Origin of the sequence: Mitsuokella jalaludinii (assembly GCF_928722185.1) — a bacterium.
GTDB lineage: Bacteria > Bacillota > Negativicutes > Selenomonadales > Selenomonadaceae > Mitsuokella > Mitsuokella jalaludinii.
Map to the genome: position 1 here is coordinate 420,376 of NZ_CAKMXA010000001.1, position 14,298 is coordinate 434,673.

The window sequence follows — 14,298 nt, forward strand, 5'->3', positions numbered from 1 at the left end:
CATGGCAATCAAAGCGGATGACCGCTTGATCGTGGCCCTCGACTTCCACACGATGGAGGACGTCAAGTCTCTCGTCGAGAAGCTCGGGGAAAGCGTCTCATACTATAAAGTCGGCATGGAGCTCTTCTACAGCGTCGGCGGCGAAGTCGTCCGCTGGCTGCGCGGCCAGGGCAAGCACGTCTTCCTCGACCTCAAGCTCCACGACATCCCGAACACCGTGGCCGGCGGGCTCTGCTCGCTCATGGACCTCGGTGCCGACATCCTCAACGTCCACGCGAGCGGCGGCTACACGATGATGAAGACGGCAGCCGACCGGCTGCACGCGGCAGCAGAGGAGCGGGGGATTCCCTGCCCGAAGCTCATCGCCATCACGGTGCTCACGAGCATCAACCAGGAAGACTGGGCGGGCGTCGGCCAGACCCTTCCCATCAAGGATGCCGTCGTGCGCCTCGCAAAGCTCGCCAAGTCGGCCGGCCTTGACGGCGTCGTCGCGTCGCCGCAGGAAGCTGCGCTCATCCGCGAGGCGTGCGGCGAGGACTTCCTGATCGTGACGCCGGGCGTGCGCCCCGCAGGCTCGGCCATCAACGACCAGAGCCGCATTGCGACGCCGGCGGCAGCGCTCAAGAGCGGCGCAAGCCACCTCGTCATCGGCCGCCCAATCCGCGCCGCCGAAGACCCGAAGGCCGCAGCCGAGGCTATCTTGAAAGAAATGGAGACGGTACAATGAAAATGACCGAAGAAGAAGTAAAAGACCTGCTCGTCAAGACGAACGCCATCATGAATGGCCACTTCCTGCTGACGTCCGGCCTGCACAGCCCGCATTACGTCGAGAAATTCAACGTGCTGCAGCATCCGAAGTACACGCAGCAGCTCTGCGAGGCGATGGCCGAGAAGTTCAAGGACGCTGACATCGAGACCGTCGTCGGCCCGATGACCGGCGGCATCCTGCTCGCCCACGAGACGGGCAAGGCCCTCGGCACGCGCGCCATCTTCACGGAGCGCGTCGACGGCAAGATGACCTTCCGCCGCGGCTTCCACCTGCATCCGGGTGAGCGCTGCCTGATTGTCGAAGACATCGTGACGACCGGCGGCTCCATCAAGGAAGTCATCGACGTCGTCAAGGCAAACGGCGGCATCCCCGTCGCCGTCAGCATGCTCGTCGACCGCAGCGGCGGCAAAGTCAATTTCGGCGACGTCCCGTGCACCGCACTGCTGCACCTCAACGTCGAGACCTACAAGCCAGAGGACTGCCCGCTCTGCAAACAGGGCATCCCGATGACAAAACGCGGCAGCACCGGGAAAAAATAAGACTGCGTTTTTAAGCGTGAAAAAGCAGCATCGCTCAGGAATTGCCTGACGATGCTGCTTTTTGCTGTCTTGTATTTATTTGGCAGGAAAAAACAAACGTGCTGTCGAATCGTTATACTCAGGAAAACTTAAGGAATGATAGACGCAAAAGAGAGGGGATTTCCATTGAGCAAAGTGTACGATGACATGATGAACGGCGAGATCTACTGGCCGGGTGATGAGGAACTGATGAAGCAGCAGCTCGACTGCATGGAAAAGCTCTACGACTACAATGCCACGCGGCCGCATGAATGGGAGAAGCGGCAGAAGCTGCTCAAAGAGATGCTGGCAGAAGCCGGGGAGGACTGCTACATCGAGCCGCCGCTGCACGCGAACTGGGGCGGCCATCACCTGCACCTCGGCAAGCAGGTCTACGCCAACTACAACCTCACGGCCGTCGACGACGGCGAGATTTTCATAGGCGATTACACGATGATCGGGCCGAACGTCACGCTCGCGACGCCGAACCATCCGCTGGCACCAGAGCTGCGCGAGAAAGGCTATCAGTACAATTTGCCCATCCGCATCGGCAAGAACGTCTGGCTCGGCGCAGGCGTCATCGTCGTGCCCGGCGTCACGATCGGTGACAACACGGTCATCGGCGCGGGCAGCGTCGTGACGCGCGACATCCCCGCAGGCGTGCTGGCCTTTGGCGTACCTTGCCGCGTGCAGCGCGAGCTCGGCGAACGCGACTGGGAATTCTACCACAAGGGCAGGCGCGTGCCGCAGGAACTCCTGAAGTACCGCAGGCCCGGCAAAGAGACGGAGGCATGACCACGGCCCAGCTTATCTGGTCACGGTCAAAGAATCCTGACCGGCTTAAAATCAAGATAGTCGCCTGAGACAAGCCGATAGGTGATGCCGCGCACCGTGCCATGCAGGCTGTCGTGGAAGCGCTCCTCGCCGTGGCAGTGCGAGTAGATGACCTGCTCGGCTCCGTATTCCTCGGCGATGTCGGTGAAGGGGCTCTTCTGCTCGAGGATGTTCGTCGGCGGATAGTGCAGGAACAGGATGAACTTCTGGAAACCCGCCTCCACCGCCGCATCAAGCGAGCGGCGCAGCCGCGTGCACTCGCGCTCGACGAGCATCTTGGCATGCGCTTCGCGCTTCTCATCCCAGCCGATGACGCGGCCCTGCCCGTCGAGATAGAACGGCCCCTCGAACGTGAAGCCCTTCGTGCCGACGAGCGCGTAATCTTCGTAGGCAAAGAAATTATTCTGCAGGAAGGACAGCTTCCCCGCAAAGCGGCGGTTGAGAGAGGCTGTCCTCTTTGCGTCCCAGAACATGTCGTGGTTGCCGCGCAGCAGGATCTTGCGTCCCGGCAGCGCCTCGATGAATGCGAGATCCTGCTCACACTCCGCGAGCTTGCGCCCCCACGAGTGGTCGCCCGTGATGACGAGCGTGTCGTGCGGCCCAACGAGCGCCTCGCAGTTCCGCTTGATTTTTTCTTCATGGTGCCGCCACACCGCGCCAAAGACGTCCATCGACTTCTCGGGTGTCTGGAACGAGAGGTGGAAGTCACCGATTGCAAAGAGAGCCATAACGAATCCTTTCTTGCTGAGCTTGATTTTATAGAACCAATACATACTTCTCTGCCAGCGGATAAAATCCTGCTGTACCATGCCTGTGCCATGAAATGTGATGAGGGAGATAATACGATGAGCAAGATAAACGAAATAAACAAGATAAATGAGATAGAAGGGAAACAGCTAATCGTGATCAACGGCAGGAAATGGCAGTGCGACGACCTTCTCGCCACGATCCACGCAGCAGGGAAGGGAGGCCTTCTCCTGCAAGAGCCAGAGCCGCGCGCCCTACTCGTGCAGCCCGTCGAGCAGGAAGAGATTGTTGCGCGCAAGGGGCTCTTGGAGGAAGTCAGCGCCATTGCCGCTGCTGTCAGCATGCCGCTGGCTGTCGCCTTCCTTGCCGTCGAGGATTGGAACAAGGAGCTCTCCCCGTGGCAGGCGCCCGCCGTCTTCGGCAAACAGGACTTTGGCGCAGGGGCAGAGGAGACGCTGAATTCCATCGAGGCGATCCTGCCCGCACTTAAGAGCCATTGTGCTCTGGCAGAGGATGCGCCCGTCGTACTCGGCGGCTACTCCCTCGCCGCGCTCTTTTCACTCTGGAGCGCCTATAAGAGTACCTCGTTCGACGCCATCGCCGCCGCATCGCCGTCCGTCTGGTTCCCCGGCTGGCTCGATTACGCCAAAGCCCACGAACCAAAGGCAGGCATCATCTACCTGAGCCTCGGCGACCGCGAAGACAAGACCCGCAACCCCGTCATGCGCACCGTCAGCGCCTGCATCAAAGAGCAGCACGCCCTGCTGCAGGAAGCCGGCATCAAGACCACCCTCACCTGGAATCCCGGCAACCACTTCCAGCATCCCGAACAACGCTGTGCCAAAGGCTTCACCTGGTGCCTGGAGCAACTTTTTCGATAAATTGACGTGCTGGATTGGTTCATGCAAGTATCCTGATGAAGAAAATTGCCAATCCGTGCAATAGGGTTTAAAATAGATAAACATAGAGATTCCCAGTGGCAGGCTTCTGCGTGGTTTGCTGCTGCTCAAGAATTTTGGATAGGGTCAATTGGTGCGTAAAGGAAAAGGTGAAAACATGGCAAGACAGTCTTATTTGGAACACAGCGCCGTGACGGTGCGAGATATTGAATGGTCCAAAAATTTTTTTGAGAAAATCCTCGGCATGACAGAAACGCGCCGCAAGGAAAAAGATGGTCATCTCAAAATGGTCTGGCTCAAGGGTGGCGTGCAGCTTGTGGCCGCGCCAGAAGACTATAAAGCGGGACAGGGACATCATCTCGGCATCGTTGTCGAGGATATGCCCGAAGTCCTCAGGGAAATGCTTGCTGTCAAGGGTGTCCATCACATCGAGGGCAAGCCCGAAAAATGGGTGCAGCTGCCCGACGGCCTGACGCTCGAGCTGTTCCAGGAAAAGCCCGGTGCTATCCAAAACGTGCTGAATATCGAGGTAAAATAAAGCGTAAACAGAGCAGCCGTTCTGCAGGCGGCCCTGCTCGTGCATGACGTCTGCGCGCAGAAGGCCTGACGAGGCCGACACTGAAAGCGTTGCAGCATAAATAACCCCCTGGCATAGCCAGGGGGTTATTTTCGTTTTCCGGGCCGGACAATGGGGAACTTGCAGCCTGTATTTATCAGGCTGCTGTGGAGGTGGCGGCCTTTTTTGCTGCCGCCTGCGGGAACTGCTCGGGCAGGAAGCGCAGCAGGGGCCGGTAGACCATGAGGAAGAGGCCGACTTCCATGGGATAGCAGAGGAGGTTCTTGATGAGGCGGCTCAGGAAGATGGCCGAGGCGGCTTTGTGGTAGAAGATGGTCAGCCAGAGCGTGTTGAGTCCCAGGTGGATGAAGACCATGACGAGGAAGAAGGGGATGCAGGCGCGCAGCAGTGTGACGCGCCTGCGGTAGAAGAACCAGCCGTAGATGTAGCCTGTGAGGAAGCCGGAGACGAGGAAGCCCGGGAAGAAGATGCTCGTGCCGAGCAGGGCCGTGCCGATGAAGTCGGCGGCCGCGGCAACGAGGCCACCCTTCATGGGGCCGTACATTGCACCGTAGATGGCGATCGGCAGGAAGCCGAAGGTGATGCGCACAAAGATCGTCTGGATGGCAAAGACATAGGAGAAGAGCACAGCCAGGGCCACGGAGACACCAGCGTAGACGAGTGGCTTGACAGAGAATCTGGACATGAAAAAAGACCTTCCTTTCCATTGTGATTTGTGGCACAAGCCCCTAGCTTCAGCTACGGGGATAACCTCATAAGCAATAAACGACAAGCTCCTAATCTCATAGTTAAAACAGCCAAGGGGTTATTTGAAAACTTTCATATTTCCAATCCTGTTAAACCTTATCATGTTGTAAGTATCTCTACTTTTTGATATAATAAAATCAAGGAATTAAGCATGAGGAGGTGGCGATATGGTTAAACAAAGAAAAGAATGCTTCATTCTCCAGTTCAGACTGAAAACGGAACGATGGCAGGAAGATGTCATCGACAGCCGTCTGGAAGCTGGGCGAAAGATATATAATACTCTTACCAGCAAGAGTCTCAAACGGCTGAAAGAGCTCAAGAAAACAAAAGCGTATCGCAACCTCATCGAACGCCTGAATAAGGACAAAGAGCACGATAAACTAATCTGGGATGAAATCCATCAGCTCAGGCAAAAAGCTGGCTTAACAGAATATGGACTTTCCCGTATGGCCACACCGATACGGCAGCATTTCAAGAAACAGATTAACGCCCCTATTGCACAAGCCCTTTCCAAAAGGCTCTGGAAATCTTTTGAGAAACTATTCTATGGTGATGGAAAACGAATCTACTTCAAGAAATACGGACAGATTAATTCGCTGGAAGGGAAGACAAACGATACAGGAATTCGATTCAAGACAATTACCCGTACCTGCGAGTGGTCAGGGTTGAAGATACCCGTCCTTGTTGATGAAACTAACCTCTACGAGGTGGAATCTCTTACACATCCCATCGCTTACTGCCGTCTCGTGCGAAAGTTCGTGAGGGGGAAAAAGAAATACTACTTGCAGATCATCTTCCGAGGAGAGAAGCTAGCCAAGCGACGTAAGTCAGATGGCAGTTTCGTTCACATCCTTGGCAAAGGAGATGTCGGTATCGATATCGGTACATCGACCGTAGCATGGTCTTCCGAGTCTTCGGTAAAAATTGTAGAACTTGCCAATAGAGCACAGGGACACGAACGTGAAAAGCAACTGCTTCAACGCAAGCTGGACAGAAGCAAACGAATGAATAATCCGGATAACTATAATGAAGATAAAACTACGAAGAAAGGCACTCATCTCTGGATTCGTAGCAAGCGATATGTAAAGACCTTGTTCCACCTCAAAGAAGTCCAGCGTAAGCAGGCTGCGGTCAGGAAACTGCAGCACGAACTGCTTGCAAACGAGCTTCTCAGACAAGGGGATACCTTCTATGTCGAGGCCATGAACTTCAAGGGATTGCAGGCAAGGGCTAAGAAAACCGAGAAAAATGAGAAAGGCAGATTCAAGCGCAAGAAGCGATTCGGTAAGTCTTTAGCCAATCGGGCACCTTCCATGTTCCTAGCAATCTTGAAGCGCAAGTTGAGTTACTTTGGCATATCGTTAATCGGGATTGATACCTTCTTGGCTCGTGCTTCCCAGTTCAATCATACCGACGAATCCTATCAGAAGAAAAAACTCTCTGAGCGCTGGAACATCATAAATGGCATAAAAGTCCAGCGAGATATGTATTCCGCTTTCCTTATCATGAATATCAACCCAGACTTGAAGACGTTCAACCTTGAAAAATGCAACAAAAGATTTGAGACTTTCCTGCATCTGCATAATCAGGAAATCAAACGATTGCGTGGGAACAGAAATCTGAGCTGTATCGGGATATAAACCGTAACACGATTAGAAATATAAGGTCTTGAAACGGGCCTTGCGGGCGCTAATGAGTTCAATGGAACTTTTGCCCGTGAAAGTTTTAAGGAAAATAGTCAGCACTTGCATCTTTCGAGAGCAAGAAAAGCTATTGTACTTAAGAACCCCCTGGCGTTAGCTATGGGGAGTTTCAGTCTGCTTATTCTTTTGCATCGATGTCTGTAGTATAGCGCAGATCTTCTCACTTGGCAACGGCATGGGAAAATAGGACGGGTGTATATCGTATCGCGACAAGATTGTCTTGTCGCATATTGGCTTCTGTAGTACAATGATGCCGACGGAGTGTTTGTTATCCGCGTGGGGTTGGCCGGTGCGATGCAAAAGGACATCGCACTCGGCAGGCTCGTGAATCCCGGTATCCTGATGTGACATGACGAGAAAGGACGGTTATGCGACAACAACATGCGTGCTGGCCGGCGTTGCGGGCAGCGTTTCCTTATACGACGCCGATTCTGGCGGGATTTGTTTTCCTGGGATTCGCCTATGGTGTTTATATGGCGAATTGTCAAGCTAAGTGCAACACCTTTGAGAAATAGACCTCATATGGTGTTTTGTAGCCAAGGCACTTCCTAGGGCGCAGGTTCAACTCATGGTACTTCCGTTGGATGTAATCCTCTGGCGTATCCGTGATGTCCTTGCCTTTCGGGAAGAACTCCCGCAGAAGCCCATTGGTATTCTCGTTGGTCCCGCGCTCCCATGGATGGTGCGGAGCAGGAAAGTAGAACGTCACACGCTTCAGTTCCTTGCTGAGTTGAGCATGTTTCGAGAATTCCTTTCCGCGATCTGGCGTGACCGAAAGATGCGGCTGCCCCGAGAGTGCTTCACACATCACCTTGTTGACGGCAGCGGCAGTCTTGCTCGCGGCCTTTCCACCAAGCAAGTACCGGCTCTTCCGGTCCACCAGCGTGACGAGGCAGGCCTTTCCTTGCTTACCCACCACCGTATCCGCTTCCCAGTGACCACGGACGGAACGGTTCGTCGCACTGGCAGGACGATCCTCGATGGGGTGCGATATGACGAACTTGCCACGATGTTCTTCGTTGCCTTTCTTGTGACGCCGTTTCCCATGATGCCGTAGTTTCCGAAGTACGAACTTCGCTGAAGCTCCTGGCGGGTTCAGCAGTCCTGCGTGGATAGCGCGGTAGATCGTCGGAACGCTGACGAGACGGCAGCCATGCTCCAACTGGATCCGTCCGACAATCTCCTCTGGCGACCAGTGGTACGCCAGGATACAGATCTGGATGTAGGAATGAAGTGGTGCATACTCCAGCCGCTTATGCGGACGACAGGCTTTCCTGCGCTGCTTGTAGAGCGCTTGCGCGGTCAACGGGCAGTACGACATAGGCTGGTCCGCAGGGGCCGCATTGCGGAGAAGCTCACGCGAGATGGTCGACTTGCTCCGGTTCAGCAGATGGGCAATCTCCGTGATGGATTTGCCCTCAGCAAGAAAAAAGAGTATCTTTTCTCGCTCAAATGGTGTAAGATGTGTGTAGTGGCACATAGGCTCTCCTTTTGTTATAGGTAGTTCTCTTCAAACACCATTATAGCAAAGAAGTCTATGTGTCATTTTAATTTGGTTGTCTAGGAGCTGTTGCACTTAGATTGTAAATCCATCATGAATGTCATGGGCTTTCCGTTTTACTACCCGTTTTTGCTGGCATTGGTCATTTTCGGCGGGTCGCTGGAGTTCGTGGCCGTCTCGATGCTGCTCTCTCCCTTTGCGCCGCTGGCGACATTCCTGTTGGCCCTGCTCATCCAGGCGCGCCATCTATTTTATGGATTGTCGCTCTTTGATACGTACCGTGGCTTGGGATGGAAGCGCTTCTTCCTGATTTACGGCCTCTGTGATGAGACGTTCTCGATCATCTTTTCGGCTAAGCGCCGTTTGCCGGAAGGTGTTGACCGGGGATGGTTCATGCTCTGGATAACCTGGCTCGATGAAGCCTACTGGGTGTTCAGCGCGCTCTTAGGCGGTCTTGTCGGCGGGGCGCTGCCGTTTGATACGGCGGGGCTCGGTTTTGTCATGACGGCAATGTTCGTCGTTATCTTCATCGAACAATGGCTGAATGAATGTCACCATGCGACGGCAGTCCTCGGGCTCGTCGCGGCCGGCAGCTGTCTCGCTGTCTTTGGCGCGCAATCGTTCATGATACCGGCGATGCTCGTGATCCTCTCGGCCCTGTTGCTGGGCAGGCGTCCTTTGGAGCGGTATTATCTCCTGGAATCCGATCAGGCAGGGGGGAGGGAGACGAGATGATGGAAATGACGCTTTACCAGCAGGTCATCACGGTGCTGCTCTGTACGGCGGCCACCATGCTGACACGCTTCCTGCCGTTCCTGCTCTTCTCCAGCAAGAAGCCGACGCCGCTGATGGTGCGCTATCTAGGCAATGCATTGCCGGCGGCAATCTTCGGACTGCTCGTCGTCTATTGCCTGAAGGATGTCGATTGGGGACTCGCGCCGCATGGCCTGCCAGAAGTGATCGGCATCGGCGTGACGGCGGGTCTCCACATCTGGCTGCGCCGGATACTCCTCTCGATGTTCGCGGGGACAGCCATTTACATGCTGCTCGTCCAGATTGTGTTCCGCTGATGCAGGCATTCCGGACGGCAGGACAATATCCTCATGGTGAAATGAGACATCCCGTCATCTGGCGGGATGTCTTTTTTGTTACCGGCGTTGTAATGTTGTAACATCTTTTTTGCCGGAAGAAAAGGCTTTGGGAAAGTTTTGGCGAACGTATAAAAATGTAACGTAGAATTACCGTATATGCTTTTTATCGATAGAAAGGAGCGTTTTTTCATGAAGATTGCAGTGGTCAATTCCTTTATGAACGATGCACATCGCGAGAAGATAACGGCTGCGGCGGCGCAGCACCATATGGAGGTCGCGTACTACAAGACGAACGATGAGGCGCTGCCGCATCTTTCCGATGTCGACATCATCTACGCGGCGGCGACTGGCGGCGGCTCGAAGCTCGCGGAGGCGGCGCCGCATCTCAAGTGGTTCTGCAGTGTGTCGGCCGGTGTCGACCCGGTACTCAAGCCGGGCGTGCTGCCGGACGGTTGCCTGCTGTCGAATTCATCGGGCGCGTACGGTGTGACGATCGCGGAGCACCTCGTCATGGTGACGCTGATGCTCTTGCGCCGCTATCCAGAGTATGCGGAGATTATCCGCCGCCACGAGTGGAAGAACAACCTGCCGCTGCGCTCCATCAAGGACAGCCGCGTGACGATCGTCGGCACGGGCGATATCGGCACGCGCTACGCAGAGCGCATCCAGTCGTTCCAGCCGGCCGCCATCGTCGGCGTCAGCCGCACGGGCCGCAAGCGCAGCCCGGTCTACGATGAGGCCGTCAAGCAGGAGGAGCTCGAGGCGTATCTGCCGAAGACGGATATCCTCGTGCTCTGCCTGCCGGGCACGAAGGAGACGACAAACATGATCTCGCGCGAGCGTCTGGCCATGCTGCCGGATGACGCTTTCGTCATCAATGTCGGCCGCGGCAACTCAATCGATCAGGCGGCGCTCGTCGAGGCGCTCAACACGGGGCACCTCGCCGGCGCAGCGCTCGATGTCATGGCCAAGGAGCCGATTCCGGAGGGAGACCCGCTCTGGACGGCGAAGAACGTCATCCTGACGCCGCACTGCTCGGGCAAGATGACGCTGGCGTACACGCGCGACAAGTCGGTCGCGATGTTCTGCGAGGACCTCGAGCACTTCGTCAAGCAGGAGCCGCTCGAGCACGCGGTCAAGCGCGAACTCGGCTATTGATAGAGCGCACTTCCTTCTATTGTATATCGCATCTGGCGGAAGAGCTGCTGTGCAGTGGCACAGCGGCTCTTTTTTCTGCTTTTTGCGGGATACGTTTTGCATCCCCATCATTAAGATGATATAATTGATACCGTATATCCGAATGCCCAGAACACTTCTAGTAAAAAAGCGCGGCCACAGGGCCGCGACATCAAAGGGGTTGGCTTCATTGACGCAAACACAGTTTGATAAACGCAATATCACGATGATGATGGACTTCTACGAACTGACCATGGCCAATGGTTACTTCGAGGACCACGACAAGGACGTCCAGGTGGCGTTCGATGTCTTCTACCGCCAGAATCCGGATGAGGGTGGCTTTGCCATTTTCGCTGGGCTCGAGCAGGTCATCGAGTATGTGGAGAACATGACGTTCACGGACGAGGATGTCGAGTATTTCCGCCAGCAGCACATGTTCTCGGAGAAATTTCTTGCATACCTCAAGGACTTCCGCTTCAAGGGCGATATCTATGCGCTGCCGGAGGGCACGGTCATGTATCCGAATGAGCCGATCCTGACGGTCGTCGCACCGCTCATTGACGCGCAGCTCGTGGAGACGGCCATCCTCGCACAGATCAACCACCAGTCGCTCATTGCGACGAAGGCGCGCCGCATCTGCAAGGCGGCGGCGGGCCGCGCCGTCTCGGACTTCGGTGCGCGCCGCGCCCACAATATGGATGCGGCGACGTATGGCGCGCGCGCTGCCTACATCGGCGGCGTCGTCGGCACGGCGACGTGCTCGGCCGGCAAGATGTTCGGCATCCCGATCTCGGGCACGATGGCGCACAGCTGGGTCATGTTCTATGGCGACGAGTACGAGGCCTTCAAAAAGTACGCGGTGACGTATCCGGATGCGACGATCCTGCTCGTCGATACGTACGATGTCATCCACTCGGGCATCCCGAATGCCATCCGCATCGCGCATGAGGTGCTTGAGCCGATGGGCAAGCGCCTCATGGGCATCCGCATCGACTCGGGCGACCTCGCGTACCTCTCGAAGCGCGTGCGCAAGATGCTCGACGAGGCGGGCCTGCCGGACTGCAAGATTGTCGTCTCGAACAGCCTCGATGAGTTCACCGTCTCGTCGCTCTTGACACAGCAGGGCGCCTGCATCGATGCGTTCGGCATCGGCGAGCGCCTGATCACGGCAAAGTCGGAGCCGGTCTTCGGCGCCGTCTACAAGCTCGCAGCAGTCGGGGAGAACGACCACTTCGCGCCGCGCATCAAGGTCTCGGAGAACGTCGAGAAGATCACGAACCCGGGCCTCAAGGACCTCTACCGTGTCTACGACGAGAACGGCCACGCTGTCGCGGACCTCATCGCCAAGTGCGGCGAGCAGATTGACGGCACGCAGCCGCTGCGCTACATCGACCCGCAGAAGCCGTGGAAGAACCGCTCATTTGAACACTGCACGTTCAAGAATCTCCGCAAGTGCTACGTCCGCCAGGGCAAGCGCACGGAGGAGCTGCCGAAGCTCGACGCGATCCGCGACTACGTCAAGAACCAGCTCGACCATGAGATCTGGGAGGAGGAGCAGCGCTTCGAGAATCCGCACCGCCATTACCTCGATATGACGCCGGACTACTACGAGCTCAAGATGGACCTCTTGACGAAGACGCGCCGCGCACACGGCTGACGGCGGGAGGACTTGTGATGATCAAAGGAACGACAAAGAATCTCGGCGTCATGGGTTGGCCGATTGCCCACTCGCTTTCGCCGGTGCTGCAGAATGCGGCCATCGAAAAGGCGGGGCTCGACTACGTCTACATCTCGCTGCCCGTGCCGCCCGATAATCTCAAGGAGGCGGTGGCGGGACTCAGGGCCATGCAGTTTGCCGGCTGGAACGTCACGATCCCGCACAAGCAGGCCATCATGGCGGAGCTCGACGCTGTCGATGAGGACGCCCGCATCATCGGGGCGGTCAACACGGTTGTCAATCGGGATGGCCACCTGACTGGCTACAACACAGACTGCATCGGCTTCATGCAGCCGCTCGCACAGCACAATTTCTCGCCGAAGGGCAGGGAAGTGACGCTGCTCGGCGCCGGCGGCGCAGCGAGAGCCGTCATCTGGGGCCTCCTGCGTGCCAAGGCAGGGCGCATCACGCTCGGCGTGCGCAACCCCGCCAAGGCGGCGCGTCTCGCTGAAGAGTTCTCTGCGTACGGAGAGATCCAGGTCCTTCACTGGGAGGACGGTGCCTTCGCGGACCATCTCGCGGTGACGGACCTGCTCGTCAACACGACGCCGCTCGGCATGTACCCGCACATAGAGGGCATGCCGCCTGTGAACTGGGCGAAGCTCAAGAAGGCGGCACTCGTCTACGACATCATCTACACACCGGCGCGCACGCGCTTTCTCTCTGAGGCGCAGGAGTATGGCCACACCATCATCAACGGCGAGGGCATGCTGGCCGGTCAGGGCGCGGCTGCCTTTGCACTCTGGACGGGCGTGACGCCGGACCTCGCGCTCATGAAGAAAGCACTGCGCGAAGAACTGGCCGCACGCCAGAGCTGATGAAACATGTAAATTGAAAGTTGAGGTTTTTATTTGACTGCAATCACATATGAGCTCGTCAAGAAGGACGAGCGCACGGGAGCACGCGCGGGTATCATCCATACGCCGCACGGCAGTTTCCCGACACCAATCTTCATGCCGGTCGGCACGCAGGCGTCGGTCAAGGGCGTCTCGCCGGACGAACTGCACGATCTCGGCGCGGGCATCATCCTGTCGAACACCTACCACCTCTTCCTGCGCCCGGGCATGGACCTCATCCGTGAGGCCGGCGGCCTGCACAAGTTCATGCACTGGGACGGCGCCATCCTGACGGACAGCGGCGGGTTCCAGGTCTTCAGCCTCGGCGACCTGCGCAAGATCACGGAGGAGGGCGTGACGTTCCGCTCACACATCGACGGCTCGAAGAAGTTCCTCTCGCCGGAAGTCTCGATGGAAGTCCAGATGGCACTCGGCTCAGACATCGTCATGGCCTTTGACGAGTGCGTGCCGTACCCGGCCGACTACAACTACGCGAAGCAGTCGACAGAGCGCACAATCCGCTGGCTCCAGCGCTGCAAGGAGGCGATGACGGCCCCGAACCAGGGCCTCTTCGGCATCGTGCAGGGCGGTATGCACAAGGAGCTGCGCGAGTGGAGTGCCCGCGAGACGACGGCGATGGACCTGCCGGGTTACGCCGTCGGCGGCCTCTCTGTCGGCGAGCCGAAGGAGCTCATGTACGAGATGCTCGAGTACTCGACGTCTCTTCTGCCGCAGGACAAGCCGCGCTACCTCATGGGCGTCGGCACGCCGGACTGCCTCGTCGAGGGCGTGCAGCGCGGCATCGACATGTTCGACTGCGTCTACCCGACGCGCGTCGCACGCAACGGCATGGCCATGACGTGGACAGGCCGTCTCGTCATGAAGAACGCCCAGTTCACGCACGACCACACGGTGCTCGAAGAGGGCTGCGGCTGCTACGCCTGCCGCAACGGCTACACGCGCGCCTACATCCGCCATCTCGTTCGCGCGAACGAGATCTTCGGCCTGCGCCTCTTGTCGCTGCACAATCTCTACTTCCTGCAGGAATTCATGCGCCGCATGCGCCAGGCCATCCTCGATGACCGCTTCACGGAGTTCCGCAGTGATTTCTTCAACCATTATCAGATGCACGGCAAGCAGTGAG

15 protein-coding genes are annotated in these 14,298 nt (G+C 57.0%); 12 read left to right on the top strand and 3 right to left on the bottom strand.

The window, feature by feature from the left end; translation table 11 throughout:
• The first annotated feature begins 1 nt into the window (after window position 1).
• From pyrF to QDI87_RS01940, 3 genes are all read left to right on the top strand, one after another.
• A complete protein-coding gene (pyrF, locus tag QDI87_RS01930) occupies window positions 2-727 on the top strand; it encodes an orotidine-5'-phosphate decarboxylase (RefSeq protein WP_255240952.1) in 726 nt (241 codons plus the stop codon).
• Window positions 728-729: 2 nt separating this feature from the next.
• On the top strand, window positions 730-1,308 hold the full coding sequence (gene pyrE, locus QDI87_RS01935; protein ID WP_055162248.1) for an orotate phosphoribosyltransferase: 579 nt from the start codon (window positions 730-732) through the stop codon (window positions 1,306-1,308).
• Window positions 1,309-1,482: 174 nt separating this feature from the next.
• Complete coding sequence (locus tag QDI87_RS01940) at window positions 1,483-2,121, top strand: sugar O-acetyltransferase (RefSeq protein WP_255240956.1); 639 nt, start codon at window positions 1,483-1,485, stop codon at window positions 2,119-2,121.
• A gap of 26 nt (window positions 2,122-2,147) precedes the next feature.
• Here QDI87_RS01940 and QDI87_RS01945 read toward each other — a convergent pair whose 3' ends face one another.
• Window positions 2,148-2,888, bottom strand: coding sequence for a metallophosphoesterase (locus tag QDI87_RS01945; RefSeq protein ID WP_278742105.1), 741 nt, complete (start codon window positions 2,886-2,888; stop codon window positions 2,148-2,150).
• Window positions 2,889-3,005: 117 nt separating this feature from the next.
• Between QDI87_RS01945 and QDI87_RS01950 the strand changes: the two genes are divergently transcribed.
• Window positions 3,006-3,788 (top strand): esterase, encoded by a 783-nt coding sequence (locus QDI87_RS01950; protein WP_278742106.1) that lies wholly within the window; start codon window positions 3,006-3,008, stop codon window positions 3,786-3,788.
• Between the two features lie 175 nt (window positions 3,789-3,963).
• Window positions 3,964-4,344, top strand: a complete 381-nt coding sequence (locus QDI87_RS01955) for a VOC family protein (protein WP_036374618.1) — start codon at window positions 3,964-3,966, stop codon at window positions 4,342-4,344.
• 175 nt (window positions 4,345-4,519) lie between these two features.
• Here QDI87_RS01955 and QDI87_RS01960 read toward each other — a convergent pair whose 3' ends face one another.
• Window positions 4,520-5,068: a folate family ECF transporter S component gene (locus tag QDI87_RS01960; protein ID WP_278742107.1), complete on the bottom strand. Its 549-nt coding sequence runs from the start codon at window positions 5,066-5,068 to the stop codon at window positions 4,520-4,522.
• A gap of 229 nt (window positions 5,069-5,297) precedes the next feature.
• Between QDI87_RS01960 and QDI87_RS01965 the strand changes: the two genes are divergently transcribed.
• Window positions 5,298-6,770 carry a hypothetical protein gene (locus tag QDI87_RS01965; protein WP_278742108.1) on the top strand — a complete coding sequence of 491 codons (1,473 nt, stop codon included), beginning with the start codon at window positions 5,298-5,300 and terminating at the stop codon, window positions 6,768-6,770.
• A 547-nt stretch (window positions 6,771-7,317) separates the two neighbouring features.
• Here QDI87_RS01965 and QDI87_RS01975 read toward each other — a convergent pair.
• Window positions 7,318-8,313, bottom strand: coding sequence for an IS30 family transposase (locus QDI87_RS01975; RefSeq protein ID WP_055159828.1), 996 nt, complete (start codon window positions 8,311-8,313; stop codon window positions 7,318-7,320).
• Between the two features lie 90 nt (window positions 8,314-8,403).
• Between QDI87_RS01975 and QDI87_RS01980 the strand changes: the two genes are divergently transcribed.
• The 6 genes from QDI87_RS01980 to tgt all read left to right on the top strand — a co-directional run bounded on the left by QDI87_RS01980 (window position 8,404) and on the right by tgt (window position 14,297).
• The gene (locus QDI87_RS01980; RefSeq protein ID WP_423791158.1) at window positions 8,404-9,069 is read left to right on the top strand and encodes an AzlC family ABC transporter permease; all 666 of its coding nucleotides are present in this window, start codon (window positions 8,404-8,406) and stop codon (window positions 9,067-9,069) included.
• A 5-nt stretch (window positions 9,070-9,074) separates the two neighbouring features.
• A complete protein-coding gene (locus QDI87_RS01985) occupies window positions 9,075-9,404 on the top strand; it encodes a branched-chain amino acid transporter permease (RefSeq protein WP_278743355.1) in 330 nt (109 codons plus the stop codon).
• Window positions 9,405-9,614: 210 nt separating this feature from the next.
• Window positions 9,615-10,583 (top strand): D-2-hydroxyacid dehydrogenase, encoded by a 969-nt coding sequence (locus QDI87_RS01990; protein WP_118174287.1) that lies wholly within the window; start codon window positions 9,615-9,617, stop codon window positions 10,581-10,583.
• Window positions 10,584-10,791: 208 nt separating this feature from the next.
• On the top strand, window positions 10,792-12,258 hold the full coding sequence (locus QDI87_RS01995; RefSeq protein ID WP_255240769.1) for a nicotinate phosphoribosyltransferase: 1,467 nt from the start codon (window positions 10,792-10,794) through the stop codon (window positions 12,256-12,258).
• A 17-nt stretch (window positions 12,259-12,275) separates the two neighbouring features.
• Window positions 12,276-13,136 (top strand): shikimate dehydrogenase, encoded by an 861-nt coding sequence (locus tag QDI87_RS02000; RefSeq protein WP_278520759.1) that lies wholly within the window; start codon window positions 12,276-12,278, stop codon window positions 13,134-13,136.
• Window positions 13,137-13,169: 33 nt separating this feature from the next.
• Window positions 13,170-14,297 carry a tRNA guanosine(34) transglycosylase Tgt gene (gene tgt / locus QDI87_RS02005; RefSeq protein WP_278520760.1) on the top strand — a complete coding sequence of 376 codons (1,128 nt, stop codon included), beginning with the start codon at window positions 13,170-13,172 and terminating at the stop codon, window positions 14,295-14,297.
• Window position 14,298 lies beyond the last annotated feature (1 nt).

Excerpts from the sequence above, each read along its gene's own strand:
- pyrF (WP_255240952.1), top strand. The coding sequence starts at position 2 with ATGGCAATCAAAGCGGATGACCGCTTGATCGTGGCCCTCGACTTCCAC.
- pyrE (WP_055162248.1), top strand. The coding sequence starts at position 730 with ATGACCGAAGAAGAAGTAAAAGACCTGCTCGTCAAGACGAACGCCATC.
- QDI87_RS01945 (WP_278742105.1), bottom strand. The coding sequence starts at position 2,888 with ATGGCTCTCTTTGCAATCGGTGACTTCCACCTCTCGTTCCAGACACCC.
- QDI87_RS01950 (WP_278742106.1), top strand. The coding sequence starts at position 3,006 with ATGAGCAAGATAAACGAAATAAACAAGATAAATGAGATAGAAGGGAAA.
- QDI87_RS01955 (WP_036374618.1), top strand. The coding sequence starts at position 3,964 with ATGGCAAGACAGTCTTATTTGGAACACAGCGCCGTGACGGTGCGAGAT.
- QDI87_RS01960 (WP_278742107.1), bottom strand. The coding sequence starts at position 5,068 with ATGTCCAGATTCTCTGTCAAGCCACTCGTCTACGCTGGTGTCTCCGTG.
- QDI87_RS01965 (WP_278742108.1), top strand. The coding sequence starts at position 5,298 with ATGGTTAAACAAAGAAAAGAATGCTTCATTCTCCAGTTCAGACTGAAA.
- QDI87_RS01975 (WP_055159828.1), bottom strand. The coding sequence starts at position 8,313 with ATGTGCCACTACACACATCTTACACCATTTGAGCGAGAAAAGATACTC.
- QDI87_RS01985 (WP_278743355.1), top strand. The coding sequence starts at position 9,075 with ATGACGCTTTACCAGCAGGTCATCACGGTGCTGCTCTGTACGGCGGCC.
- QDI87_RS01990 (WP_118174287.1), top strand. The coding sequence starts at position 9,615 with ATGAAGATTGCAGTGGTCAATTCCTTTATGAACGATGCACATCGCGAG.
- QDI87_RS02000 (WP_278520759.1), top strand. The coding sequence starts at position 12,276 with ATGATCAAAGGAACGACAAAGAATCTCGGCGTCATGGGTTGGCCGATT.